Source organism: Micromonospora sp. BS32, assembly GCF_059089345.1.
Genome location: NZ_JBSSHR010000013.1, coordinates 38,256 through 62,838, shown reverse-complemented (window position 1 = coordinate 62,838; position 24,583 = coordinate 38,256). Strand labels below are relative to the sequence as shown.

General features: G+C 74.0%; 27 protein-coding genes. 12 read left to right on the top strand and 15 right to left on the bottom strand.

Going from position 1 to position 24,583, the window contains the following annotated elements:
* The first annotated feature begins 4 nt into the window (after positions 1 to 4).
* Positions 5 to 793, top strand: coding sequence for a maleylpyruvate isomerase family mycothiol-dependent enzyme (locus tag AC5RWQ_RS19850; RefSeq protein WP_494284199.1), 789 nt, complete (start codon positions 5 to 7; stop codon positions 791 to 793).
* Positions 794 to 815: 22 nt separating this feature from the next.
* Here the strand turns inward: AC5RWQ_RS19850 and AC5RWQ_RS19845 are convergent, their stop codons facing one another.
* Both AC5RWQ_RS19845 and AC5RWQ_RS19840 read right to left on the bottom strand, forming a co-directional pair.
* Positions 816 to 1,244 carry a YchJ family protein gene (locus AC5RWQ_RS19845; protein ID WP_494284198.1) on the bottom strand — a complete coding sequence of 143 codons (429 nt, stop codon included), beginning with the start codon at positions 1,242 to 1,244 and terminating at the stop codon, positions 816 to 818.
* A 95-nt stretch (positions 1,245 to 1,339) separates the two neighbouring features.
* Positions 1,340 to 2,002: a C39 family peptidase gene (locus AC5RWQ_RS19840; protein WP_494284197.1), complete on the bottom strand. Its 663-nt coding sequence runs from the start codon at positions 2,000 to 2,002 to the stop codon at positions 1,340 to 1,342.
* Positions 2,003 to 2,711: 709 nt separating this feature from the next.
* Here AC5RWQ_RS19840 and AC5RWQ_RS19835 point away from each other — a divergent pair.
* Positions 2,712 to 3,329 carry a mycothiol-dependent nitroreductase Rv2466c family protein gene (locus AC5RWQ_RS19835; RefSeq protein WP_494284196.1) on the top strand — a complete coding sequence of 206 codons (618 nt, stop codon included), beginning with the start codon at positions 2,712 to 2,714 and terminating at the stop codon, positions 3,327 to 3,329.
* Between the two features lie 4 nt (positions 3,330 to 3,333).
* Here the strand turns inward: AC5RWQ_RS19835 and AC5RWQ_RS19830 are convergent, their stop codons facing one another.
* Together AC5RWQ_RS19830 and AC5RWQ_RS19825 are read right to left on the bottom strand one after the other, a co-directional pair.
* Positions 3,334 to 4,080 (bottom strand): TIGR02452 family protein, encoded by a 747-nt coding sequence (locus AC5RWQ_RS19830; protein WP_494284195.1) that lies wholly within the window; start codon positions 4,078 to 4,080, stop codon positions 3,334 to 3,336.
* Positions 4,081 to 4,152: 72 nt separating this feature from the next.
* Entirely contained in the window at positions 4,153 to 4,923 is a 771-nt protein-coding gene (locus AC5RWQ_RS19825; RefSeq protein WP_494284194.1) for an SGNH/GDSL hydrolase family protein, read from the bottom strand.
* A gap of 136 nt (positions 4,924 to 5,059) precedes the next feature.
* Here AC5RWQ_RS19825 and AC5RWQ_RS19820 point away from each other — a divergent pair, with 136 nt between their 5' ends.
* Positions 5,060 to 6,064 carry a phosphotransferase family protein gene (locus tag AC5RWQ_RS19820; protein WP_494284193.1) on the top strand — a complete coding sequence of 335 codons (1,005 nt, stop codon included), beginning with the start codon at positions 5,060 to 5,062 and terminating at the stop codon, positions 6,062 to 6,064.
* Positions 6,065 to 6,110: 46 nt separating this feature from the next.
* On the opposite strand, the gene AC5RWQ_RS19815 is transcribed toward AC5RWQ_RS19820, so the two are convergent.
* The 5 genes from AC5RWQ_RS19815 to AC5RWQ_RS19795 all read right to left on the bottom strand — a co-directional run bounded on the left by AC5RWQ_RS19815 (position 6,111) and on the right by AC5RWQ_RS19795 (position 10,542).
* On the bottom strand, positions 6,111 to 7,199 hold the full coding sequence (locus AC5RWQ_RS19815; protein WP_494284192.1) for a magnesium and cobalt transport protein CorA: 1,089 nt from the start codon (positions 7,197 to 7,199) through the stop codon (positions 6,111 to 6,113).
* Between the two features lie 57 nt (positions 7,200 to 7,256).
* Positions 7,257 to 7,886, bottom strand: a complete 630-nt coding sequence (locus tag AC5RWQ_RS19810; RefSeq protein ID WP_494284191.1) for a class F sortase — start codon at positions 7,884 to 7,886, stop codon at positions 7,257 to 7,259.
* 93 nt (positions 7,887 to 7,979) lie between these two features.
* Positions 7,980 to 8,468, bottom strand: coding sequence for a hypothetical protein (locus tag AC5RWQ_RS19805; protein ID WP_494284190.1), 489 nt, complete (start codon positions 8,466 to 8,468; stop codon positions 7,980 to 7,982).
* A 317-nt stretch (positions 8,469 to 8,785) separates the two neighbouring features.
* Positions 8,786 to 9,454 (bottom strand): response regulator, encoded by a 669-nt coding sequence (locus AC5RWQ_RS19800; protein ID WP_494284189.1) that lies wholly within the window; start codon positions 9,452 to 9,454, stop codon positions 8,786 to 8,788.
* Complete coding sequence (locus tag AC5RWQ_RS19795) at positions 9,451 to 10,542, bottom strand: sensor histidine kinase (RefSeq protein WP_494284188.1); 1,092 nt, start codon at positions 10,540 to 10,542, stop codon at positions 9,451 to 9,453. The genes AC5RWQ_RS19800 and AC5RWQ_RS19795 overlap by 4 nt, the downstream gene beginning before the upstream one ends.
* A 186-nt stretch (positions 10,543 to 10,728) precedes the next feature.
* On the opposite strand from AC5RWQ_RS19795, the gene AC5RWQ_RS19790 reads away from it, so the two are divergent.
* Together AC5RWQ_RS19790 and AC5RWQ_RS19785 are read left to right on the top strand one after the other, a co-directional pair.
* Positions 10,729 to 11,148 carry a DUF6069 family protein gene (locus AC5RWQ_RS19790; protein ID WP_494284187.1) on the top strand — a complete coding sequence of 140 codons (420 nt, stop codon included), beginning with the start codon at positions 10,729 to 10,731 and terminating at the stop codon, positions 11,146 to 11,148.
* A gap of 172 nt (positions 11,149 to 11,320) precedes the next feature.
* Entirely contained in the window at positions 11,321 to 11,848 is a 528-nt protein-coding gene (locus AC5RWQ_RS19785; RefSeq protein ID WP_494284186.1) for a GNAT family N-acetyltransferase, read from the top strand.
* 9 nt (positions 11,849 to 11,857) lie between these two features.
* Here the strand turns inward: AC5RWQ_RS19785 and AC5RWQ_RS19780 are convergent, their stop codons facing one another.
* Both AC5RWQ_RS19780 and AC5RWQ_RS19775 read right to left on the bottom strand, forming a co-directional pair.
* A complete protein-coding gene (locus tag AC5RWQ_RS19780; protein ID WP_494284185.1) occupies positions 11,858 to 12,373 on the bottom strand; it encodes a pyridoxamine 5'-phosphate oxidase family protein in 516 nt (171 codons plus the stop codon).
* Between the two features lie 8 nt (positions 12,374 to 12,381).
* The gene (locus AC5RWQ_RS19775) at positions 12,382 to 13,206 is read right to left on the bottom strand and encodes a class I SAM-dependent methyltransferase (protein WP_494284184.1); all 825 of its coding nucleotides are present in this window, start codon (positions 13,204 to 13,206) and stop codon (positions 12,382 to 12,384) included.
* Between the two features lie 75 nt (positions 13,207 to 13,281).
* Between AC5RWQ_RS19775 and AC5RWQ_RS19770 the strand changes: the two genes are divergently transcribed.
* The gene (locus AC5RWQ_RS19770; protein ID WP_494284183.1) at positions 13,282 to 14,538 is read left to right on the top strand and encodes an MFS transporter; all 1,257 of its coding nucleotides are present in this window, start codon (positions 13,282 to 13,284) and stop codon (positions 14,536 to 14,538) included.
* Between the two features lie 2 nt (positions 14,539 to 14,540).
* Here the strand turns inward: AC5RWQ_RS19770 and AC5RWQ_RS19765 are convergent, their stop codons facing one another.
* Positions 14,541 to 15,614 carry a Gfo/Idh/MocA family protein gene (locus AC5RWQ_RS19765; protein WP_494284182.1) on the bottom strand — a complete coding sequence of 358 codons (1,074 nt, stop codon included), beginning with the start codon at positions 15,612 to 15,614 and terminating at the stop codon, positions 14,541 to 14,543.
* Positions 15,615 to 15,830: 216 nt separating this feature from the next.
* Between AC5RWQ_RS19765 and AC5RWQ_RS19760 the strand changes: the two genes are divergently transcribed.
* Positions 15,831 to 17,024, top strand: coding sequence for a lycopene cyclase family protein (locus AC5RWQ_RS19760; protein WP_494284181.1), 1,194 nt, complete (start codon positions 15,831 to 15,833; stop codon positions 17,022 to 17,024).
* Positions 17,025 to 17,237: 213 nt separating this feature from the next.
* Positions 17,238 to 17,714: a ribonuclease HI gene (gene rnhA, locus AC5RWQ_RS19755; RefSeq protein WP_494284180.1), complete on the top strand. Its 477-nt coding sequence runs from the start codon at positions 17,238 to 17,240 to the stop codon at positions 17,712 to 17,714.
* 72 nt (positions 17,715 to 17,786) lie between these two features.
* On the opposite strand, the gene AC5RWQ_RS19750 is transcribed toward rnhA, so the two are convergent.
* Positions 17,787 to 18,038 (bottom strand): hypothetical protein, encoded by a 252-nt coding sequence (locus AC5RWQ_RS19750; RefSeq protein ID WP_334492269.1) that lies wholly within the window; start codon positions 18,036 to 18,038, stop codon positions 17,787 to 17,789.
* Positions 18,039 to 18,088: 50 nt separating this feature from the next.
* Positions 18,089 to 18,994, bottom strand: coding sequence for a pentapeptide repeat-containing protein (locus tag AC5RWQ_RS19745; protein WP_494284179.1), 906 nt, complete (start codon positions 18,992 to 18,994; stop codon positions 18,089 to 18,091).
* 164 nt (positions 18,995 to 19,158) lie between these two features.
* Here AC5RWQ_RS19745 and AC5RWQ_RS19740 point away from each other — a divergent pair, with 164 nt between their 5' ends.
* Complete coding sequence (locus tag AC5RWQ_RS19740) at positions 19,159 to 19,764, top strand: hypothetical protein (protein WP_494284178.1); 606 nt, start codon at positions 19,159 to 19,161, stop codon at positions 19,762 to 19,764.
* Between the two features lie 54 nt (positions 19,765 to 19,818).
* On the opposite strand, the gene AC5RWQ_RS19735 is transcribed toward AC5RWQ_RS19740, so the two are convergent.
* Entirely contained in the window at positions 19,819 to 20,238 is a 420-nt protein-coding gene (locus tag AC5RWQ_RS19735) for an SSI family serine proteinase inhibitor (protein ID WP_494284177.1), read from the bottom strand.
* Between the two features lie 437 nt (positions 20,239 to 20,675).
* On the opposite strand from AC5RWQ_RS19735, the gene AC5RWQ_RS19730 reads away from it, so the two are divergent.
* The 3 genes from AC5RWQ_RS19730 (at position 20,676) to AC5RWQ_RS19720 (ending at position 24,579) form a co-directional block, all read left to right on the top strand.
* Positions 20,676 to 21,719, top strand: coding sequence for an ABC transporter permease (locus tag AC5RWQ_RS19730; protein WP_494284176.1), 1,044 nt, complete (start codon positions 20,676 to 20,678; stop codon positions 21,717 to 21,719).
* Positions 21,720 to 21,783: 64 nt separating this feature from the next.
* Positions 21,784 to 23,532, top strand: a complete 1,749-nt coding sequence (locus tag AC5RWQ_RS19725) for an ABC transporter substrate-binding protein (RefSeq protein WP_494284175.1) — start codon at positions 21,784 to 21,786, stop codon at positions 23,530 to 23,532.
* Positions 23,533 to 23,589: 57 nt separating this feature from the next.
* Positions 23,590 to 24,579: an ABC transporter permease gene (locus tag AC5RWQ_RS19720; protein ID WP_494284174.1), complete on the top strand. Its 990-nt coding sequence runs from the start codon at positions 23,590 to 23,592 to the stop codon at positions 24,577 to 24,579.
* Positions 24,580 to 24,583 lie beyond the last annotated feature (4 nt).

Here is a 24,583-nt window from a genome sequence, read left to right as displayed (position 1 = left end):
GCCGATGACCATGAGCTACGACCGCTGGTGTGCCGAGATCGTCGCCCAGAGCGACCTGCTCCGGTCGCACCTCGACGGAGCCGATCTGACCACCCCGGTGTCCACCTGCCCGGGCTGGAACGTGGGCCAGTTGGTCCGCCACCTCGGCGGCGGTCAGCGGTGGGCGGCCGAGATCGTGCGGACCCGGCCGACCACGCCGCCGTCGGACGCGCACTTCCGCGACCTGTCCCCGTACGCCGACGAGGACCCGGCGGTGGTCGGTCCGTGGCTGGTCGAGGAGGCGGCCGGGCTCGCCGACGTGCTGACCGCCGCCGGTCCCGGCGCGCCGGTGTGGACGCCGCTACCGGCGGCGGGCACCCCGTTCTGGGCGCGCCGGTTCGCGCACGAGACCCTGATGCACCGGGCCGACGCCGCCCTCGCCCTGGGCGTGGACTTCGCGGTGACGCCGGAGCTGGCGATCGACGCGATCGACGAATGGATGGAGCTGGGCTCGCTGCCGCAGATGTTCGACTTCCACCCGCACCGACGGGAGCTGCTCGGCCCGGGCCGCACCCTGCACCTGCACGCCACCGACGTGCCCTCCGGGGCGGGCGCGGAGTGGCTGGTCGACCTCACCGGCGACCTGCTCGCCTGGCGTCGCGCCCACGACAAGGCCGCCGTCGCCGTCCGCGGGCCGGTGGCCGAGTTGCTGCTGCTCGTCTACGGCCGGCTGCCGGTCGACGAGGCCGGGGTGGAGGTCCTCGGCGACGCCAAGCTGCTCGACTTCTGGCTGGAACGGGTCAGCTTCGGCTGACCGTGGGAGTCGGCCGTGCAGGTCAGTCGGGCAGCGCGTCGAGGTAGACCCACCGGCCGTCCTCCCGGACGAAGCGGCTGCGCTCGTCGAGCGTGCCCGGCCGGCCCGCCGCGCGGTAGTGCGCCCGGAACTCGACCGTGCCCGTGCTGTCGAACAGGCCGCCCCGCTCGGTGTCCACGATCTCCAGGCGGGTCCACTGCTCGCCGGGGTCGAGCCGCAGCCGGGCCGGGCGGGTCGAGGAGTGCCAGCTGCGCAGCAGGTAGTCGGCGTCGCCGACGGCGAAGGCGCTGAACCGGGACCGCATCAACGCCTCGGCGGTGCCGGCCGTGCCCTCGCCGCGGTGCACCGGGCCGCAGCAGTCGGCGTACGGGAGGCCGGTGCCGCACGGGCAGGGCCGGTTCGGGTCCTCGGCCGCGCGCCGGCCGGGTGCTCGTTTCGCCACGAGGCCCATCCTGCCGCAGCGAGGCTCGTCGACGGCCGCCCGGTTCTGGGTACGACGAAGGGCCGGCCCGTGAGGGCCGGCCCTTCGTGGTTGTGCGGGTGGTGTCAGGAGGTGGAGTAGCCGCGGGTGGCGATCCAGTCGGCGAGGTTGTCGACGGTGATCTGGTAGCTGGCGGTGTCGGGGTTGGCGGAGTCGGCGATGGTGACGATCTTGCCGTTGTTGGTGTAGCCGACGACGCTGATGTAGTGGCCGCCTTCGAAGGAGTGCACGCCGCCGTCGGTGTCGGTGGTGGTGCCGGCGATGTTGGCGACCACGGCGCGGCCGTCGTCGATGGTGCGGACGATGTCGGTGCGCAGGGTGTCGGTCTGCTTGGTGTCGGCCTTGGGGCTGCGGATCTCGACGCTGTGGTAGGCGTCCTTCTTGCCGGTTTCCTTGTTCAGGACGGGGGTGATGTCGTTGATGCTGTTGGTGCCGTCCTCGGTGGTGCCCATTTCCTTGGCCATGGTGTCGACGTTGATGTTCTTGCCCTGCACGGACAGGGCGTTGCGGGTGGCGGCGGGGCCGCAGTAGTAGAAGTTCGGCTGGGCCTCGTAGTTGACCTTGAGCTGGCGCTCGCCGGTGGGCTTGCGCTCGCCCTGCACGGTCGACGCGGGCTTGCCCTGGGTGGGGGCGGCGTGGGCGGCGGTCATGGGGCCGGCGATGGCACCGCCGGTGAAGGCGAGGCCGGCGGCGGTCAGGGCGGTCTTGCGGATCAGATCGGTACGCATGATGGCGTGCTCCTCTGTTCGGGGGGTGCGCGGCACGCCCGGGGGGCGGGGGCCGCGCGAGGGGGGAAAGTCAATCGGACGGCTCGGCGATCGGGGGGATCTGCGCGGGGCGCTGCCCGGCGGCTCAGGGGGCCTGCTCGGGTGTCCGGGGGGTGTAACCGTGGTGGCGGGCCGGGCATTCCATCGGCCTGCTCGGGTGGTGCGGGGGATGTAACCGGCCCGGCCGGTCGGGCATTCCATCGGCCTGGGCTTCGGGCTTACCTGCCGGGCGGGGGAGCCGCGGTGGTATGCCATGTACAACGCCCCCGACCCCCCACCGATTCCAGGCTGGGGGTGGCCCCGACCACGGGATCCTGACGCCTGGACCGGACGTCGGTCGCACCGACTGCCCCGCTGACCGGGACAGTCGACGCGGTCGACGCGGCCCCCGGCGGCCGGCCGATACCGGACATGGCGGCACACGGACCCCGGAACCCGCGATCGGTGACGTCACCGGCGCCGCTTGAGCCGCCACGGTGAACGGCCGGGCCAGCGCGAGGTGTTACCGCTCGTCAGGAGATCCGCCCCGAGGGCCGCCGGGTTCCGCCCCGGGCCAGCAATGCGAACGGTGTCGGATTGGCCTACTCAACGGGACCGCGATCGGCTCTGCTGGTAGGCCGATCGCGGGCTCAGGATCGGTGGGACGACGACCGATCCGAAGGGACCGACGATGACGACGGCCGACATGTGGTTCGACCCGCGCTGCCCCTGGGCCTGGAACGCCTCCCGCTGGCTGCTGGAGGTGGAACGGGTCCGGGCGGTGACGGTGCGCTTCCACGTGATGAGCCTCAGCGTGCTCAACGAGGGGCGCGACGGCCTGGAGGAGTGGTACCAGGAATGGCTGAAGCCGGGCCTGGGCCCGGTCCGGGTGGCCGTCGCCGCCGAGCAGAAGGCGGGCGCCGAGGTGCTGCGTGACCTCTATACCGCACTGGGCACCCGGATCCACCACGAGCGCGCGCCGATCGGGCGGGAGCTCTACGAGGCGGCGCTGACCGAGGTGGGCCTGCCGGTCGAGCTGGCGGACGCGGCCGGGTCGACGGCGTACGACGAGGCGCTGCTGGCCAGTCACCACGCCGGCCTGGAACCGGTCGGCGAGGACCTGGGCACCCCGACCATCCACGTCACCGGCGACGACGGCCGGCGCAACGCCTTCTTCGGGCCGGTGGTGGCTCCGTTCCCGCGCGGCGAGGACGCCGGCCGGCTCTGGGACGGGGTGCTGCTGGTCGCCGGCACCGACGGGTTCTTCGAACTCAAACGGGCCCGTACCCGGCCGCCGATCGCGCGGTGACCGGTCAGCCGAACGCCGCGGCGAACGGGGCGCGGTTGGTCGCGTCCGGCACCGCGAAGACCACCAGCGGGAACCGGCCCGCGTACGGGCCGCCCGGGCCGAGCAGCGCCGCGAAGGCCCCGGCCACCACGGTGGGGTCGTTGCGGAACACCCCGCACCCCCACGCCCCGAGCACGAGGCGCCGGTGCCCGTGCGCGAACGCCACGCCGAGCACCCGCCCGGCCCGGCGGCGCAGCAGGCCCGCCAGGTCCACCGGTTCGCGAAGCTCCCCGGCGTTCGGCGCCGCCGCGGTCAGGAACGCGACCCGGTACGGCGGGACCAGCAGCCCGTCGTCGTCGCGGAACACCGGCACGTCGGGGGAGTGGATGACCCGGTCGCTGTAGATCGGGTCGCGCCGGGCCCGGTGGTGGTCGTAGAACTCCGGCACGGTGCGCAGCGACGCGGCCAGGGCGGAGGCGCGAGCCAGGCTCTCCTCCTGGGCGTGGGCTCCGCTGGCGTACCCGCCGCCCGGGTTCCTCGCCGAGGCGAAGTTGAGGCAGGCGACCTGGTCGTCTCCGTCGGCGGCGAGCCGGCGGCAGGCGGCCAGGCTGGTCTCGTCGGTGACCTCCACGGTGGACGGGCCGGCCGGACCGGGCTCGGGCAGCGGCTCCTGCGGCAAGTGCAGGGTGGCGGCCGGCACCGGGCCGTAGCGGCCCTGCGCCACCAGGTGGTCGGTCTCCGCGGCCAGCGCCGCCCGTTCGGTCCGGCTCATCGGCCCATCATGCCGGCGTACGCCGTGCCTGTCCGCCCGGTCTTCGGCGTCGCTCGGCCTGGCGACGCCGACTCAGTCCAGCTCGACCGGGAGTGGCACGGGGCGCTTCGCCACCCGCTGGTCACCGGAGGACCGGCCCCGCGCGTGCCGGGCCACCCAGGGCAGCAGGTGTCGGCGGGCCCAGGTCAGCTCGGCGCGGACCATCTCGTGCCGGCGCCGGCGCGGGGCCTCCTCCAGCGGCCGGGTCCACGAGTCGTCGTACCCCGACAGTCCCGCGGTGTACGCGAGCGCCGCCGCGATCCGCTCGTGCCCGGCGCTGTTGGCGTGCAGCCGGTCCTCGCTCCACAGCCTCGGGTCCGAGGCGACGGGGTGGGCGGCGAAGTCCACCAGCGACGCTCCGGTCTGCGCGGTGACCCGGCGCAGCGCCGCGTTCAGGGCGAACATCCGGCCGCGCAGCGGGCGGGCCAGCGGCATCACCGGTACCGGATCGGGCAGGGTGAAGGTGAGCACGGTGGCGCCCTGGCCGGCCAGGGCGCGCTGCATCGTCGCCACGTCGGCGGCGATCCGTTCCGCGTCGAACGAGGGGCGCAGCACGTCGTTCATGCCGGCCACCACCGTGCACAGGTCGGGCGCGAGGTCGAGGGCCACCGGCAGCTGTTCGGCGAGGATCTTCGCGGTGGTCCGGCCGCGGATGGCGAGGTTGGCGTACTCGAGCCCACCCTGCGCGCGGGCCACCGCCGTCGCGAACCGGTCCGCCCAGCCCCGGTACCCGCCGTGGCCGTCCGGATCGTCGAGTCCCTCCGTGGTGCTGTCGCCGATCGCGACGTACCGTTGCCACATCATGATCACCAGCTTAGGTCCCGTCGTGGCCGGCCGCCCGGCGGTCGGCGGGGTCACGCCAAGGGGTCCCGGCGGCTAGCCTTGGCGGGGTGGTGGGCCTGACGACGGGTCCCTCACCGGCGCGACGGGGCGCGTCCGGATGAGCCGGACCCAACGCCTCCTCGACCCCGACCAGGTCCGCCGGTACGTCGCGGCCTCCCTGGGCCCCACCGTCCGGGTGGCCGACTGCGCTCCGCTCACCGGCGGCGGCTTCGCCGCGGTCTGGTGGGTGACTTTGGACGACTGGCGCACCCTCGTGCTCAAGGTCGGGCCGCCGCCGGAGGTGCCACTGCTGCGCTACGAGCGGGGGCTGATCGCCGCCGAGGCGCGCTACCTCCGGCTGGTCGCCGAGCACGCCCCGGCCGTCCCGGTCCCGCCGCTGCTGCACCACGGCAGCGACCCGGAGTTGGGCGACTGGCTGCTCACCGGCCTGCTCGCCGGCCGGACCCTGCACGAGCTGACCGCCGACGGGGCGGCCGTCGCCGGCGTCCGCGCCGAGCTGGGCGCCGCGTTCGCCGCCCTGCACCGGGTCACCGGCGAGCGGTACGGCTACGACGGCGGCCGGGCCGACGGGCACACCTGGCGGGCCGCGTTCACCTCCATGGTGGACGACCTGCTCGCCGACGCGGCGGACTGGCGGGTGGCGTTGCCCGTCCCGGCGGCCCGGATCCGGGAGCTGGTCGACCGGCACGGCGACGTGCTCGACCGGGTACGCCCGCCCGCGCTGCTGCACTTCGACGGCTGGGCCGGCAACGTCCTCGCCGTGTCCGGCCCGGACGGGGAGCCCCGGCTCAGCGGGCTGGTCGACGGCGAGCGTCACCTCCACGGCGACCCGCTGATGGACCTGGTGTCGCCGCTGCTGTTCCGGCGGGCGGAGGACAGCCCGGACGACGCGTTCCTGCGCGGCTACCGCGCGGCGGGCGCACCGGTGCCCCTCGACGACCCGGCCGTCCGTCGCCGGCTGGGCCTGTACCGGCTGCACCTGTACCTGCTGATGACGGTGGAGATGCCGAGCCGGGGCATCACGCCGGCGACCCACCCGGCCCGGGTCGCCCGGCTCGGCGAGCTGCTCCAGCAGGAGCTCGCCGACCTGGACAAGCCGTGACCCCGCCGGCCCGCGGAGCCGGCCGAAGGTCAGCGCCGGCCGGAGGTCAGAGCCAGCCGGAGCGGCGGAACAGCCGGTGCAGGGTGACCGCGGCGGTCGCCATCGCCAGTAGCGCCGCCGCGTAGCCGTACCGCCAGGACAGTTCGGGCATGTGCGCGAAGTTCATGCCGTAGATGCCGGCCACCGCGGTCTGGGTCGCCGCGATCGCCGCCCACGCGGCGATCTTGCGCATGTCGTTGTTCTGGTCGACGGCCAGCTGGGCGAGGCGGGACTGGAGGATCGAGTTGAGCAGGTCGTCGTAGCCGGTGATCCGGTCGACCGCCCGGGTGAGCCGCTCCTCGACGTCGACGAACCAGCGGCGCAGCCCCGGCGGCGGTCCGTCCGCACGGTCGGCGACCAGGGCGCGCAGCGGCGCCTGCAACGGCAGCACCGCCCGCTTGAACTCCACCACCTCCCGCTTGAGCTGGTAGATCTGCTGGATGTCGGCGTCCCGGTCGCGGGCGAAGACGCTCTCCTCGACGCGTTCCAGGTCCCGCTCCAGGTGGCCGGCGACCTCCAGGTACAGCTCGACCATCCGGGCGGTCACCGCGTACCCCACCGCCCAGGGGCCCTCGGCGAGCACCGCCGGGCGGCCTTCGATCTCCTCCCGCACCGGGGCGAGCGCGCCGGAGGCGCCGTGCCGGACGGTGACGACGAAGCGGTCGCCGAGGAAGACCATCACGTCCCCGGTGTCGATCACCTCGGAGGTGGCGGTCAGCTCGGTGTGCTCGACGTAGCCGGCGGTGCGCAGCACCAGCAACGTCACCGCGCCGTGCCGTTGCACCGCGGGCCGGTGCCCGTCGGCGAGCGCCTGCGCCACGGTCAGCTCGTCGAGCCCGAAGACCCGCCCGACCGCGGCCATCACCGCGGCCCCCGGATCGTGCAGTCCGAGCCAGACGAACGCGTCCCGATGCCGGGAGCGGGCGTACGCGTCCGCGTAGTGCGGGCGGCCGGGCTGGCGGCGGCCGTGGACGTAGACCGCGCAGTCGACGACCGCGTCCGGGTTGGACCGTCGGACGGCGGCCCCGGGACCGGTCTCCGGCCGGCCGGTCAGCCTACCGACCAGGGACTCCAGCCGTGTACCGAGCCGTGTCACCGTCCACCTCCGCCGCGCCGCCGTCCGGGGGCCCACCGTAGTACGACGCGACGACGGTCAGGACACGGCGGTGGCCCGTACCACGATGTTGTCGGAGTAGTCGCGGGCCCGCTCGTCGAAGCGGCCTCCGCAGGTCACCAGCCGCAGCGCGGCGCCGGCCCCGCCCGGGCCGTAGACCATTGCGGTGGGAAAGCTCCGCTTCGGGTACGCCCCGACGCCGTCGACGGCGAAGCTCGCCATGCGGCCGTCGGCGCGGGTGACCCGGATGGTGTCGCCGGGGCGCAGCCGGCCGAGGTTGAAGAAGACGGCCGGGCCGTCGCGGGTGTCGACGTGCCCGACGATGACCGCGTTGCCCGCCTCGCCCGGGCTCGCGCCGGGGCGGTACCAGCCGGCCACGGTGGGCCGGTCCAGCGGGGGGACCTCCAGGGTGCCGTTCGGGTCACCGGCCACCGGCACCAGGTCGGCGTGCACGCCGATCGCCGGAATGTCGATCCGCACCGGTTCCGAGCGGGCCAGCACCGGCACCGGCGAGCGGCTGTGCTGGCCGGCGTCCGCGCCGGTCCCGGGCTGCGGTGGCCCAGGCGGGGCGGTCAGGCCCGCGGCGATCAGGGTCGCGCCGGCCGCGCCGGCCACCACCACCGCCGCCACCGCGGCCCGGGTACGCGTGAACCATCTTCTCGCCGCCACCGTCCCTCCTCCCCGACGGCGTGGTCCGGGTGCCCGCCCCGGTCTCACCGGCGCGGGCACCCGTCCCAGGGATGGTGTGTGGTGTGTCCTGTCTCAGGCGACGGTGGCCGCCGCCCGGCGCCGGCGGCGGACCAGGACGGTCGCCCCGAGCGCGGCCGCGCCGGCCAGCGCGCCGCCCGCCGCCACCAGACCGGTGGTGTCGGAGCCGCCGCCGCCACCGGCCGGCGCGGCGCCGATCGGGGTGACGGTGAACGTGGCGCTGCCGGCGGAGCTGCCGTCACCGCAGGTGGCGGCCACCGTGTAGGTGCCGAGCGTGAAGCCGGCGGTGAAGAGCTCGGCGCTCAGTCCGCCGCCCGCGGCGACGGTGGTGGAGCGGACGTTCTGGTCCCGGTTCGGCCCGGTGACGCGGAAGATCACGTCGCCGGACTTCGGGTTGCAGGTCGTCGCGGTGAGCACGACCGTCCCGCCGACCGGGGTGGTGGCCGGTGACACGGTGGTGTCCGCGAGTGCGGCTGCCGGGAGCAGGAGCGTGCCGAGTCCCACGCCGAGCGCCGCCGATACGAGAACTGACTGTGCCTTCATACGCGTCTTCCCTCACTTTTCGTCCGCTGTCTGCGTGGGACGTCGTTCGGGTGGCCAACTCCGTAACTGCACCGGTGTGGCCAACACTAGGAGGGTTGGGCGCTCCGTCCGGCGTAAATGAGAATTCTTCGTTGCCGTCACGTGTTTTCCCTCGCGGCAGGGACCTGCGGAAATGCCCACCCAGGACCGCCCACACCGCCCGTGCCGTCGTCCCGTACGGCGCGCACCGTCCCGTTCTGTCACCCGCTGCGCCCCCGGTACCACTCGTCCGGCTGCGGGAAGGCTGGGCGGCTACGTCCCACCGCCGACCGGTCCGGTCACCGGGGCGGCGGCGCCGCGCGGACCAGGCCGGTCTCGTACGCGAAGACCACAGCCTGCACCCGGTCACGCAGGCCGAGCTTGGCGAGAATCGCCGACAGGTGGGTCTTCACGGTCGCGGTGCTCAGATGCAGCTGCTGCGCGATCTCGGCATTGGACAATGCCCGGGCGGTCAGCGCGAGCACCTCGACCTCCCGCGCGGTCAGCGCGGCCAGTTCGCCGGTGGCCGTCGACGGTGCGGGGAGACGGTCGGCGAACCGGTCCAGCAACCGGCGGGTCACGGTCGGCGCGAGCAGTGCCTCGCCCCGGGCCACCACCCGGACCGCCTCCGCGAGGTCCGCCGGGCGGGTGTCCTTGAGCAGAAAGGCGCTGGCCCCGGCGCGCAACGCCGCGTACACCGGTTCGTCCAGGTCGAAGGTGGTGAGCATGACGATCCGGGCGGGGTTGCCGGCGGCCACCAGATCGCGGGTGGCGGCGATGCCGTCGCGGCGGGGCATCCGGACGTCCATCAGCACCACGTCCGGCCTGGTCCGCTGGGCGACCGTGACGGCCTCGGCCCCGTCGGCGGCCTCGCCGACGACCGCCAGGTCGGCTCGAGCGTTGATGATCATTGTCAGTCCGGTGCGGACGAGGTCCTGGTCGTCGGCGACCACCACCCGGATCGTCACGACGAGACCACCGGGATCCGGGCCCGCACCCGAAAGCCGCCGGTGGGCAGGGGACCGGCGTCGAGGTTGCCGCCCAGCAGCCGGACCCGCTCCCGCATCCCGGGGATGCCGTGGCCGTCGGCGTTCTCCGCCCGCCGGGGTGGGGCGGTGCCGTCGTCGACGATCTCCACCCGCAGCACCCCGTCGGCGTACCCGACGGTGACGTCGGCCCGGCGGGCCCGGCCGTGCTTCAACGTGTTCGTCAGCGACTCCTGCACGATCCGGTACGCCGAGAGCTCCACCCCGTCGGGCAGCGCCTCGCCGAGGTCGTCGCGGTGCAGGTCGACCCGCAGTCCGACAGCGCCGACCGCCTCGGCCAGCGCGTCGAGCTGTGCCAGGCCGGGTTGCGGCCCCGCCGGGTCCACGGCGTCGTCCACGGCCAGGGTGTGCAGCATCGCGCGCAGCTCGGTCAGCGCCGACCGGGCGGCGGTGCCGATCGACCCGAGCGCGGCCCGGGCCTGCTCGGGGTGCAGGTCGAAGCCGTCCTCCGCCGCGGCGGCCTGCACGGCGATGACCGAGACGTGGTGGGCGACCACGTCATGCAGCTCACGGGAGATGCGTTCCCGCTCCCGCACGACGACCTGCCGGCGCCGGACCCGCCGGCGCTGGGCCGCGCCGCGCTGCAACTCCCCGAGCGCCCAGCCGACGGTCACCCCGAGCACCGCGAGCAGCAGGTCCCGCCGGTCACCGGTGACCAGCTTCCACGGGGTGGGTGCCAGCAGCAACGCCGTCACCGGCAGGGACGCCCGGGGCGGCCGCAGCCGGGCGTAGTAGCTCAACGGCACCGCGACCAGGCCCAGCCAGCCCAGCTCCGGGCAGATCGCCTCCAGCCCGATCCCGGCGACCGCGGCCACCGCGAGGGCGTACCCGGGTCGGTGGCGCATCCACAGCAGACAGCTCGCCTGGACCACGGCCAGGCCGACCCCGGCGGACCTCGTGGCCGGGTTCGCGGGGGACACCGCGAGGGCGCTCAGGGCCAGACCGAGGAGCACGACGGCGATCCCGCTGTCGATCAGCAGGTGGACAGTGGATCTGGACCAGCGGCACACACCAGGATGCTAGGCCGACCGCGCCCCGGCCCTCATCGGTCCCGGGACGGAGATCGGGGCGCGGGGTGGTCCGCTGGTCGTACCCCGGAACCCGTCCGCGGCCCGATCCGCGGGACGGCCGCGCGGACCTAGCGTGCTGTCAGTGCCCGCCGCACCGGCGGCGGCCCGCCCGCGGAGGTAGCGCCGATGAATACCGTGTCCGCCGCAACGCCCCCCGTCGTACCGTCGACGCGCCGTCGCGACCGCGCCCTGGCGGTGCTGGCCGCCACCGTCGCCGCCCTCGTCGTCTGGGTGGTGGCCGTGCCGCTGGCCGGCGTCGACCTGGTCGCCCGCAGCGGTGCCGGGGACCGGCGGGTCGGTCCCGGCGCGGTCGTGGTCACCACCGTGGTGGCGGGCCTCGCCGGGTGGGCGCTGCTCGCCCTGCTGGAACGGCTCACCGGACGGGCCCGGGTGGTGTGGACGGGTATCGCGGTAGCGGTGCTGCTGGTGTCGCTGCTCGGGCCGCTGACCGGGGGAGTGGGGGCGCCGGCGACGGTGACGCTGCTGGTCCTGCACCTGGCGGCGGGCCTGCTGATCCCGGAGCTGCGCCGCACCGCCGACCGCTGAACTCCGGGCGGTCCACCCGGAGCAGGACGGGGGCCGGCGTGGACCGCCCGGGCCGGTCGCGTCGGCCGGCGCTTGCGAGTCGAGGCTAGCCTCCTAGGACGCCCTACAGGTGATGACGTGGCAGGGGCGATATCGAGATGCCGCGCCGTCGCGCCGTCGCTACCCTCCCGGGATGGAGATCCACACCGAACGGCTGGTCCTGCGCGACTGGCGGGAGTCCGACGTGCCGGTCTGGGCGGCGATGAACGCCGACCCGCAGGTCCGCGAGTTCCTCGGTCCGCTGCTCACCCCCGAGCAGTCCGCCGACTCGGTGCGGTCCTTTCAGGAGGACCTGGACCGCAAGGGGTACGGCTTCTGGGCGGTGGAGGTCCGGGGCACCGGCGAGTTCGTCGGCTTCACCGGCCTCGACGACGTCGACGAGGAGGTGCCGGTCGACGGGGTGGAGGTCGGCTGGCGGCTGGCCCGCTCCGCCTGGGGCCACGGCTACGCCACGGAGGCGGCCCGGGCCGCCCTGGCGTACGGCTTCGACACCCTCGGCCTAGCCGAGATCCTGGCCATCACGACGGCCACGAACGTACGGTCGCAGGCGGTGATGCGCCGCCTCGGCATGACCACCTCACCGGCCGACCACTTCGACCACCCGGACGAGCCGGCGGCGTTGCGGCGGCAGGTGGTCTACCGCCTGCGCCCTGCCGCCTGACCGGAGGCGCTACGGCGCCCGCCGCCAGACCTGGCGTGGCGCGTACCCGTCGCGGCGCAGCCAGTGTTCGGTGTAGACGATCCGGTCCGCCTCGAGCACCACCAGCGGCCCGGGCGGCGGCTCGTCCAGCGACCGGGACCGCTCCACATGGTCGGACTGCCAGCGCACCGCCGGCCACCAGTGGCCGAAGTCGGCGTCGTCGTGGCCGAGCACGCGGGCCCGCCCGAAGAGTTGCGCGCCGCGGCTGCTGGCCTGTCCGACCAGCGGCGCGAACACGCCCACGGAGACCCGGGGGTCGGCGGCGATGTTGCGCATCTTCGGTGATGCCGCCGCAGCGGTGAACATGACGGCGAGATCGAGGTGGAAGTAGCGCACCGGGGTGGCGAGCGGACCGTCCGGACCGGCGGTGGCCAGCACGCACATGTTCTGCGACGACAGCAGGTTCAGGATCCGCTCGGCGAGCCGTTCGCGGTCCAGCCGGGCGGTGGGGGCGGGGCCGGCGAGCCAGGGGTTCGTGACGGGCATGGCGGATGTTATCGCCGTCGGGCCTGGAGGGTGTACGTCTGGGCCAGCCGCCACGGCCGCTCGGCGAGCCGCCACTCGCCGTGGGCGTCCTTGACCTGCCGGCCGGGGAGCGCGTCCCAGGGGGCGCTGTCGTGTTCCACCAGGATGGTCAGGTCGAGGCCGGCGTCGAGCAGCGCGGTGACCACCTCGCCGAGGCCGTGGTTCCACTCGTGGGTGGTGTGGTGCTGGAACGGCACGTCGGTGCTGACGTACGTGCCGGGTTCGTTCCACACCAGCGGCTCGGGCCGTTCGAAGTACGGGTGCTCGACCACCAGCAGCCCCTCCGGGTGGGTCTCGTCGAGCGCCCAGAGCATCGGGTGCCCCTCACGCAGGAAGAGCCGGCCGCCGGGGCGTAGCAGCGCGGCCACCACGGCGGCCCAGCGGCGGATGTCCGGCAGCCAGCAGAGCGCCCCGACGCCGGTGTAGACCAGGTCGAAGCCGCCCGGCTCCAGCACCTCGGGGGCGTCGTACACGTCGGCCTCGACGAAGTCGACGGCCGCGCCGGCGCGTTCGGCCAGCGAGCGGGCCTGGGCGAGGGAGGCGCCGGAGAAGTCCAGCCCGGTCATCCGGGCGCCGAGCCGGTGCAGCGACACGGTGTCGGTGCCGATGTGGCACTGGAGGTGCACCCCGCGCAGCCCGGCCACGTCGCCGAGGCGGGGCAGGTCGAAGCGGACCACCTCGCTGAGGTGCTCGGGGTCGGCGACGAGGCGGTCCACCGCGTAGTCCGGTGACGCGGCGTGGGCGGGGGCCCGCTCGTCCCAGTTGGCGCGGTTGAGGGTGCGGTAGTCGGTCACCGGCGAACCGTCGCACATCCCGCCTCCCCTGCTCAACACCGTTTCGCGTCCGGCGCCGCTGGTAGGTTGCCGACCGTGACGGGGGAACGGTTGGACGCACGGTTCGGGAAGCTCTGGGCGGCGAGCACGCTGTCGGCGTTGGGCAGCGGCATGGCCACGGTCGCCGCGCCGCTCTACGTGGCGGCGCGCACCGACGACCCGCTGGTGGTGGCCGCGGCGTCCGGGGTGGCCTGGCTGCCCTGGCTGCTCTTCGCGCTGCCCGGCGGGGTGCTGGCGGACCGGCTGGACCGGCGTCGGCTGATGGTGGCCATCGACTGGGTACGCGTCGCCGCGCTGGCCGTGCTCGGGGCCGCGATGCTGACCGGCCGGGCCGGCGTGCCGCTGCTGTACGGGGTGCTGTTCCTGGTGAACACCGGGGAGATCGTGTTCCGCTCGGCCAGCCAGGCGATGCTGCCCGCGGTGGTGCCCCGGTCCCGGCTGGAACGCGCCAACGGTTGGCTGGGTGGCGGCACCACGCTGGCCAACGGAATGCTGGCCGGCCCGCTCGGCGGGTTCCTCTTCGTCGTCGCGGAGAGCATCCCGTTCCTGGTCAACGCCGGCACGTACGCGCTCAGCGCGATCCTCGTCGCGCTGGTCGCCGGGTCGTACCGGGATGGCGACGGCGCCGACCGGCCGGCGCGCCGGTCGATGCGCGCGGAGATCACGGAGGGGTTCCGGTTCCTGGTCGGCCAGCGGCTGCTACGCACCATGGCGGTGCTGATCGGCCTGCTCAACCTCACCCTCACCGCCGCGCTGGCGGTGCTGGTGCTGCTGGCCCGCGACCGTCTGCACCTGGACCAGGTCGGCTACGGCCTGCTGTTCACCTGCATGTCGGTGGGCGGGCTGCTCGGCGCGGCCGTCGGCGACCGCCTCGTCGCCCGGGTCACCGCCACCTGGACGGTCCGGATCGGCCTGCTGGTCGAGGCGGGGCTGCACCTGGCCCTGGCGGCCTCGACCAGCGCCCGGCTGATCGGGTTCGCGCTCTTCGCGTTCGGCGTGCACGGGTCGCTGTGGGGCATCGTGTTCAACTCCCTGCGCCAGCGGCTGACACCGTCGGCGCTGCGCGGCCGGGTCGGCGCCACCACCCTGTTCGTCGCCGCCGGCGGCAACTGCGCCGGGGCGCTGCTCGGGGGGGTGGTGGCCGCCACGTTCGGGCTGGCCGCGCCGTACTGGGTCGGCTTCGTGGTGGCGGTGGCGGTGTCGGCCGCCACCTGGCGGGTCTTCGACCGGGCCACCGTCGCCGCCGCGTACGCCGAGCCGGACCAGCCGCGTCAGCCGGTCGCCGCCGGCTGAGGTCAGCTCGCGGCGACGGCCAGCACCTCGCCCCGCTCGGCGGACCGGTGCGCCAGCTCGATCAGCGCGACCGTCTCCACGGCGTCGTGCGGGTCCACCGGCATCGGCGCGCCGTCGTGCAGCGCCGCCGCCACCTGGGCGTAGAAGTCGAGGTAGCGGCCGGGCTCGGTGGGCACCGGGCGCAGTTCACCGTCCACGCCGAGCTGTCCGTACCGGTCGGGGGTGACCTCGCCGAAGCCCGGTGCGTCCGGTCGGGCGCCGTCGCGCAGCGCGTCCTCCTGCACGTCCAGGCCGTAGCTGGTGTACGCGGCGCGGTCGCCGAGGATCCGCAGCCGCGGTCCGAGCTGCGCGGCCAGCGCGCTCATCCAGAGGTGGGAGCGGACCTCGCCGGCGTGGGTGAGCGCCACGAACGCGTCGTCGTCGACCTGCGCGCCCGGCCGTCGCCGGTCGACCTCGGCGTACACGTGGCTGACCGGCCCGAAGAGCTGCACCGCCTGGTCGACGAGGTGGGCGCCGAGGTCGTACAGGGCGCCGCCGGCCTCGTCGGGGGCGCCCTTCTCCCGCCAGCCCGGCTTGATGGCCGGCCGCCACCGCTCGAACCGGGACTCGAAGCGGGTCACCCGCCCCAGCTCGCCCTGCGCGACGAGACGGCGGGCGGTCAGGAAGTCGCCGTCCCAGCGGCGGTTCTGGAACACCGTCAGCGGCACGTTCCGCCGCTGCGCCTCGTCGACCAGCGCGCGGCCCTCGGCGGCGGAGGCGGCCAGCGGCTTGTCCACGACGACCGGCAGTCCGGCCGCGATCGCGGCCCGGGCCATCGGCACGTGCTGCTTGTTCGGCGTCGCCACCACGACCAGGTCGAGGGCGTCCGGGGTGCGCCACAGCAGGTCCGGGTCGTCGACGAGCCGGGCGTCGGGGTGCTCGTGGCGAACCTGCTCCCGGCGTTCCGGGTTGGCGGTGACCACGGCGTGCAGCGTCAGTCCGGGGGTGGCGGCGATCAGCGGGGCGTGGAAGACCCGCCCGGCCACCCCGTACCCGAGCAGCCCGACCCGCAGTGCTGTCCGTTCCGTGCCCGCCATGATGCCCCCTGTACCGGTGATCCGCCGGTACCGAACCTACGCGCCGCCGCCGGCCGGCGCTTCGGGCGGCCGGCGCCGGGTCGGCTCCGTCACCCCTGGCCCCGACCAGCACCGGACCGGGGCGACGATGCGCGGCGAGGAGATCCGGACGGCCGGTGGACGGCGCAGCCGTGGGGGTCCGCGCGGGCGGGACCGCCGGTGTGACAGCGTGGTCGGGTGGACGAAGTCGACGTGGCCCTGGTCGGAGGCGGTGGCGCCGGCTCCCTGCTGCTCGCCGCCCTGGACCGGCACGATCTGCGGCACCTGCGGATCGCCGTGGTGGACCCGGTGCGCAAGCGGGGTCAGGACCGCACCTGGGCGTTCTGGGGCAGCCCCGGCTCCGACCTGGACCCGATGCTCAGCGCCAGTTGGCGGCAGGTTGAGGTGGCCACCCCGGCCGGGCGGCGGCGGCTGGACCTGGCGCCGCTGCGCTACGCCATGCTGCGCTCCGCGCCGGTGTACGAACGCGCCGCCGAGGCGGAGCGGCGCCTCGGCGTCACCCGGCTCGACGCGGCGGTCGGGGCGCTCGATGACGACGGTGCCGGGGTGGTCGTCCGGGACGCCGACGGACGGGCGCTGCTGCGGGCCGGCTGGGTTCTCGACTCCCGGCCCCGGCCACCGCGCCGGCCGGGGCGGACCAGCTGGTTGCAGCACTTCCGTGGCTGGTGGCTGGAGTCCGCCACCGGAGTCTTCGACCCGGCGCGGGCGGTGCTGATGGACTTCCGCACCCCGCAGCCGGCCCGGGGCGTCTCGTTCGGGTACGTGCTGCCGGTCAGCGACCGGTACGCCCTGGTCGAGTACACCGAGTTCTCCCCGGCGCCACTCACCGACGCCGGTTACGACGCCGGGCTGCGCGGCTACGCCGACCTGCTCGGCCTGGACCTGTCCGCGCTGACCGTCCGGGAGGTGGAGGACGGGGTGATCCCGATGACCGACGCCCCGTTCGACGCCCGACCGTCGGCGCGGGTGGTCCGGCTCGGCACCGCCGGCGGGGCGACCCGGCCGTCGACCGGGTTCACCTTCTCCGCGATGCACCGGCAGGCCGAGGACGTGGCCCGTGCGCTGTCGTCCGGCCGGGCCCCCGTGCCCCGGCCGGCCTACCCGGGACGGCACCGGTGGATGGACGCCGTCGCGTTGCGCGCGCTGGACCGGGGCGCGGTGGGCGGGCCGGAGTTCTTCGACCGGCTCTTCGACCGCAACCCGGCCGAGCGGGTGCTGCGGTTCCTCGACGGCGCCACCACGCCGGCCGAGGATCTGGCGGTGATGCGGTCCAGCCCCCTGCTGCCGATGACCTCGGCGGTGCTCGGGGACGCCGCCGGCCGGCTGCGCGCCCGGTTGCGGCCCGTGCCGACGGGTCAGGCCGGCCGGTAGCCCTCGAGCACCGCGTCGCGGATCAGTCGCCGCAGCGCCTCCATCGGATCGCCGTCGCCGACGGCGAGCCGGTTGCGGGTCGCCGCCACCGCCAATCCGATTCCCGGGCCCGTCCGCGGGCTGCCACCCCCCGGCCACGCCGGCCGCCGACACGTCCGCCCCGCCGGGCCGGTCGCTCCGGGTCGCGCCGGGCGGTGGCGGTAGGTTCTGGGCATGGTGGAGGCGCAGACCGGCGGAGCCGTGGAGATCTGGACCGACGGGGCGTGCAGCGGCAACCCCGGGCCGGGCGGCTGGGGCGTGCTGCTGCGCTACGGCGGGCACGAGCGGGAACTGTGCGGCGGGGAGGCCACCCCGACGACGAACAACCGGATGGAGCTGACCGCGGCCATCGAGGCCCTGGAGGCGCTGACCCGGCCGGTCACCGTGCGGCTGCACACCGACAGCACCTACGTGCGCAACGGCATCACCAGCTGGCTGGCGTCGTGGAAGCGCAACGGCTGGCTCACCGCCGCGAAGCAGCCGGTGAAGAACGCGGACCTGTGGCAGCGGCTGGAGGCGGCCTGCGGCCGGCACGAGGTGTCCTGGCACTGGGTGAAGGGGCACAACGGTCATCCGGAGAACGAGCGGGCCGACGCGCTGGCCAACCGGGGGATGATCGAGGCGCGGGCGGCGGTCGGCGCGGGCCGCTGAGGCTCGCCCACCGGACAGACCGCGGCCCGGTCGGATGTCGCCGACCGGGCCGTTGCGCAGCTGGTGCCGTCGTCACTCCGTGGGCGGGTTGACCGCCTCCTCCTCGGAGGGGTCGGCGGTCCCGGAGACCGCGTCCACGTCGTAGCCGGCGCGGCTGGTCTCCCGCGCCGACAGGTGCTCCTCGGCCGGCAGGTCGGCGAAGTCGTCGCCGGTGTCGTCGGTGCTGCGCAGCGAGTCGCCCGGCGGTCGCAACGACGCCTCGTACGCCGATACGCCGTCCGGCTCGTCGGTGCTGGCCCGGTCGGTGCGTCGTTCATCCGTCATGCCGACGTACCTGCCCGCCACACGGGCCGGCAAACCCGCCGGCCGGGACCTCAGCGCCGCGGGCCGCGCCCCCGCCGGGCTGCCGCGCCGGCCCGCCGGCCACCGGTCGCGCCGTCACCCGGGCGCGGTACCGGGGTGAGGGTCAGCCCGGACCAGTGCCCGGGGCGGCGCAGCGCCGCCGGGAGCACCGTGTGCCGGTCGCCCCGGGCCGCGTCGAGCTGTGACTGGTGCAGGAAGAGCGTCCCGGACAGGTCGGCTCCGCGCAGGTCCGCGCCGCGCAGGTCCGCGCCGGTGACGTCGGCCAGCCGCAGGTCCGCCCCGCGCAGGTCGGCGCCGACCAGGACGGCGCCGCGCAGGTTCGCCCCCATCAGGCGTACCCGGCGCAGGTCGGCGCCGAACAGCGCCGCGCCCCGTCGGTCGACGCCGTCGGTCCCGGCCCGGGCCCGTTCGCTGGCCCGGGACAGCAGTGGGTTGACCCGCGCCCGCTGCGCGTCGACGTCGACGGCGCGCAACAGGTCCGGGCCGGCGGCGGTGAGGCGTCCGGTTTCCTCGCTTGCGGCGACCAGTTCGTCGCGCAGCGGGCCGGCTGCGGTGAGCGCCACCGCCTCGGTGAGGTACCAGAGCAGCTCGTGCAGCGGCCGGGCCACGGTGAAGGCGGCGAACATCGCCGCGGCGGTGGCGGGGTCGTCGCGCCAGTCCCGGTCGCCGAAGACCTGGGTGACCTGCTGGCCGGCGCCGAAGCAGTCGAAGACGGTGCAGCCGGGGAAACCCCGCTCGCGCAGCCGGTCGTGGATGCCGCAGCGGGAGTCGGCTCGCAGGTTCGGGCAGGGTCGGCCGGCCGGCTTGTCGAGGGCGAAGTCCGCCGACGCGGCGAAGGCCGGGGCGACGCAGCACAGCCCGACGCACCGGCCGCAGTCGGCGCGCAGCTCCGCGGCGGCGCGGGGGGTTTCGGACACGGTGGGCGGTCTCCTGCGGCTCGGGCGTCGTCCCGCGGCGCGGGCACCCCCATTGTCCGCCAGGGGGCCGGCGGCCCGGCCGAGGGGCGCGACCGCGTTCCAAACCTCCCCCGAGCGGCTGCTGCATAGGGTGGGCCTAGCCGAGGCAGCGGGGGTCGCGGGGAATGGACGACAACCAGCGGGAGCAGGCGCTGCTCACCGCCCTGACCACCGAGCACTTCGTGCTGCAGACCTCCCGCGGCGCGACCATCGCCGAGTCGGTCGGCCGGGCCACGGTCTTCCTGACGCTGCTGTCGGCGTCCCTGGTCGGGCTCGGTTTCGTCTCCACCAGCGGGGAGCTGCTCCGGCCGTACCTGGCGGCGGTGCTGCCGACGCTGGTGGTCACCGGGCTGCTGACCTTCTTCCGGCTGGTGCAGAACATGGTGGAGAACTCCCTGTCGCTGCAGCGGATCCAGCGCATCCGTGGCTTCTACCACCGGCAGTTCGGCGCCGGGCACGACTTCTTCGCCGACGCGGCGACCGACGAGGACGTGGCCCGTGCCGCCTGGCGGGCGGTCGGCGGCACTCCGGGACGCTTCCAGTTGATGCTCACCACGGCGGCGATGATCGGCGCGGTCAACGCGCTGTTGCTCGGCGCCAGCGTCACGCTGCTGTTCGCCCTGGTCATGGGCTCGGCGATGGCGATCACGGCGGGCGTGCTGGTGGTGCTGCTCGCCTTCGCCGCCCAGTTCTGGTGGATCACCCGGTCGTCCATCTCGCACGCGACGTGACCGCCGAAGGCGCGGCGCCCGCTCCCCAGGCGCGGGCGCCGCGCCGGGGGGCGGTCAGAAGGCGAACAACGCGCCGGTGCCGCGCAGCATCCGGCACCGGTTGTCGTACGTCTTCGACCAGGCCACCGGCCGGTCCTGCCAGAACCCCCAGGCGTGGACCGTGACCGGGGCGTACTCCAGGAGGCAGGGCCCCTGGTCGGTGCCGAGAGCATCGAGGTCGCCGTCGACACGGGCCACGGTGCGACAGGCGGTCGCGGCGTCGGGGTGGGTGCCGCCGGTGGGCCCGCAGATCAGCAGGGCGGAGCGGTGCTCCCCGGTGGCCGGCCGGTCCATCCGGAGCACGAGCACCGACGGGGTCTCCGGGCCGGGTCGGGGCGCGGCCTCGGCGGCCCCGGGCAGCAGGGCCGTGCCGGCGGCGAGACTGGTGAGGGTGGCGGCCACGGCGAGGGTGGCGGCGCGTCGGGCGAAGGGCATGGTGGTGTCCTTCCGTCGTGGCCCCGGCGGGGGCCGGTGGCGCCCGGCCGTCGTGTGGCCGGACCGTGGCAAACCCTAGGTGGACGGTGTGAACGCGAAGAGTCACGACTTGTTACACCGGAGGTTGGCCCGGCGTCGTCGGGTGTGACACCCTGCCGGGTTGGCCGCAGTGGCGGGCGCTCACTCGATCCATGAATGGCCATCCGGCTGACAACCGAATGCCGCTGCGACGGCAATGGATGTCTTCGGCTTTACCGGATCGTTGCCCGGTCGGGACAACCGAATTGCACCGTTACGGCAAGGAGCCATCGCCGAAACCGGATCGTTGTCGATTCACGACAACCGGAACAGCCGTTACCGGAACGATTCTTATCGCCCCCTCGCGGCGGTTTACCGTCGCCTCATCACCCGTTCCGCCGTCGATGAGGGGGCCCGCGATGAGCGACATGTCCCACCCGCCGTCACTGTCCGCGCCGCGCGAGGCGGAAGCGGTCGACGCGGCCGTCGCCGTCAATTCGCCGGCCGATTCGCCGCCGCCCGGGCCGCACCGGGACATCGTCTCCCGATCGCCCAACCAGCTCGCCTGGCTGCGCCTCAAGCGGGACCGGACCGCCCTGGCCAGCGCGCTGGTGCTGCTGGTCGCGACCCTGGCGGCGCTCGCCGCGCCACTGCTCGGACGGCTCACCGGAATCGACCCGACCGACAAGTTCGTCGACCGACTCAACGACTTCGGCATGCCGGTGGGATACGCCGGCGGTATCGGCGCCGATCATCTGCTCGGGCTCGAACCGGGAAGCGGCCGGGACATTCTGCTGCAACTGGTCCACGGACTGCGGACCTCATTGTTCATCGCGTTCGCCTCGGCCCTGCTGGCGTCGACCATCGGGGTGGCCGTCGGAATCGTCGCCGGCTATGCGCGCGGTTGGTTGGACGGGCTGATCAACTGGTTCATCGACGTGACGCTGGCGTTCCCGTTCCTCATCTTCGCGCTCGCCGTGATCCCGATCCTGGAGGACCGCTTCTACACCGAGCGGGAGGCGCCGCCGCCGAGCTTCCGGATCGCGCTGATCGTCGCCACCTTCGGCCTGTTCAGCTGGACGTACACGGCGCGCCTGGTCCGCGGTCAGGTGATCTCGCTGCGGGAGCGCGAGTTCGTGGAGGCCGCCCGCGCCGCCGGCGCCGGCACCGGGCACATCCTGTTCCGCCAGCTGCTGCCGAACATCTGGGCGCCGATCCTGGTCACCGTCTCGCTGAACGTGCCGCAGTTCATCGCCGTGGAGGCGGCCCTGGCCTTCGTCAACATCGGCGTCACCGAACCCACGCCCGACCTCGGCCGCATGATCTACAACAGCATCGGCTACGTCGCGAGCGACCCCTGGTACACCCTGTTCCCCGGTTTGACGATCTTCCTGCTGGTCCTGGCGTTCAACCTCTTCGGTGACGCCCTGCGCGACTCGCTGGATCCCCGGTCAACCCGGTAACCCCCGGCCATCGGTGCACGTACGCCCGGCCGGCGCGGCCGACCGGGCGGGAAGGGAGAACACCGTGCGAGGAAGAACCCGGACACTGACCTGTGGTGTCCTGGCCGTGGCGCTCGCCGCCGGCGGCTGCACGAAGACCACCGACTCGGGTGGGGGCGGTGAGGAGGAGAAGGCCAAGACCCAGACCGGGTCGATCTCCTACGAGGCCGCCGACAACTCCGGCCCCGCCAAGGCCGTCGACGGCGCCAGCAGAGGCGGCACGCTCACCGTCATGCAGGTGTCGGACTTCGAGCACCTCGACCCGGCCCGCAACTACGTCAACGTCCAGCAGGTGACCGGCGGCCTGATCTACCGGGCGCTCAACGGCTACAAGGAGGACGGCACCGGGAAACTGCTGCTCGTCGGCGACCTGGCCACCGATCCGGGCAAGGACGTCAACGGCGACTGCAAGGTCTGGCAGTTCACCCTCCGCGAGGGGGTGAAGTACGAGGACGGCACGCCGGTGACCAGCAAGGACGTGGCGTACGGGATCGGCCGCTCGTTCGCGCCGAGCCTCAACGAGGGCCCGCACTACATCCAGCAGTGGCTGTACCCGGGCGGGGCGTACAACGCCACCTACAAGGGACCGTACGACGGCGGCAAGGCCGTCCCCGACGGGATCACCACCCCCGACGACCGGACCATCCGCTTCACCTTCCCCGAGGCGCACTGCGACCTGCCGTACGCCGCCGCGCTGCCCACCAGCGCGCCGGTGCCCGCCGCGAAGGACACCCGGGACCAGTACGACCTGCGGCCCTTCTCGTCCGGGCCGTACAAGGTGAAGTCGTACCAGCGGGACGTGGCGCTGGAACTGGAGCGCAACCCGAACTGGGACCCGAAGACCGACCCGCTGCGCACCGCGTACCCGGACGGGTTCCGGTTCACCTTCGGGTTGGAGTCGGCGCAGATCGCCGAGCGGCTGGTCGCCGACGCCCCGGCCGACCAGGCCGCGCTGAGCTGGGTCGACGTGCCCCCGGCGGTGCTGCCCCGCACCACCTCCGGTGGGGTCGTCGACCGGGTCGTCAAGGGCCCCACCCAGTACACCTGGGTGCTGAACATCAACACCCAGCGGGTCACCGACCTGAACATCCGCAGGGCGCTGAACTACGCGGTCGACAAGGACGCCGTGCTCAAGGCCATCGGCGGGCAGGCGGCCGGCTCACCGGCCACCACCCTGATGTCCCCGACCACCGCCGGCTTCCAGAAGTACGACGTGTTCAACGCCCCGGTCAACGGCGACAAGGCCAAGGTGACCGAGCTGCTCGCCGGCAAGCGGCCGAAGCTGGTGCTGGCCCACTCCAACACCGAGATCCGCACCCAGCAGGCCGAGGCGCTGCGCAAGAACCTCACCGACATGGGCTTCGACATCGTGATGAAGTCCATCGACAACAGCAGCTACTACGACGAGGTCGGCCGGAAGAACAACCCGTACGACATCTACATCGGCGGCTGGGGCTCGGACTGGCCGACCGGATCCACCATCATCCCGCCGGTCTACGACGGCCGGGAGATCGTCGCCGAGGGCAACAACAACCTGTCCTACCTCAACGAGGCCGCCGTCGGCGCAGAGATCGACCGGGTCCGCAAGCTGCCGGCCGCCGATCAGGACGCCGGTTGGATGGCCCTGGACAAGAAGATCATGTCCGAGTACGTGCCCGTCGTGCCCTGCTACTACGACGCGACGTACGAGCTGCACGGCTCGAAGGTCGGCAACGCGTTCCTCAGCGACGCCTTCGGCATCATCCAGGCCAACACCATCTACGTGAAGCAGTGACCGCCGGTGGGGGCGGCGCCCGGCGCGTCGCCCCCACCGGGTCACAGGAGGTGTCCCGTGGTCCGGTTCATCGTCCGGCGGCTGCTCGTCGCGGTCGCCACCCTCGTCGTCATCAGCCTGGTCACCTTCGGGCTCTTCTTCGCGGTGCCGAGCAGCCCGGCGCGGGTGATGTGCGGCAAGAACTGCACGGCCGAGGACATCGCGCAGGTCGAGCAGCGCCTCGGCATCGACCAGCCGTTGCCCCGGCAGTACCTGGACTTCGTCCGCGGCGTCGCCGTGGGCCGCACCTACGGCTCGGGTGACTTCAGCCGGGCCTGCCCGGCGCCGTGCCTGGGCTACTCGTTCCGCAACAACCAGCCGGTCACCGAGATCATCACCCAGCGGCTGCCGGTGACCGTCAGCATCGTCGCCGGCGGGGCCGTCGTCTGGCTGCTGCTCGGCATCAGCCTCGGCATGATCTCGGCGTTGCGCAGGGGCACGGTCTTCGACCGGCTCGCGATCGGCATCAGCCTGGCCGGCGCGTCCATGCAGGTCTACTTCTTCGGCCTGATCCTGCTCTACGTCCTGGTCTACGCCACTGGCCTGCTGCCCTTCCCCAGTTACACGCCACTGACCGAGAACCCGCTGCGCTGGGCGGTCGGGCTGCTGCTGCCCTGGATGACGCTGGGCTTCCTCAACTCCGCCATCTACGCCCGGCTGTCCCGGGCGCAGATGCTGGAGACGCTCTCCGAGGACTTCGTCCGCACCGCCCGGGCCAAGGGGCTGTCGCGGCGGCGGGTGCACCTGCGGCACGCGCTGCGCGCGGCGATCACCCCGATCGTCACCATCGCCGGCCTCGACATCGGCACCTCGCTGGGCGGCACCTTCATCACCGAGAGCATCTTCGGGTTGCAGGGGCTCGGCAAGGCCACCGTGGAGGCGGTGCAGTTCCTGAACCTGCCGGTGGTGATGGCCACCGTGCTGCTGGCCGCGGTGTTCATCGTGGTCGCCAACATCGTGGTCGACCTGCTGTACGCGGCCATCGACCCCCGGGTGCGACTGAACTGAAGGG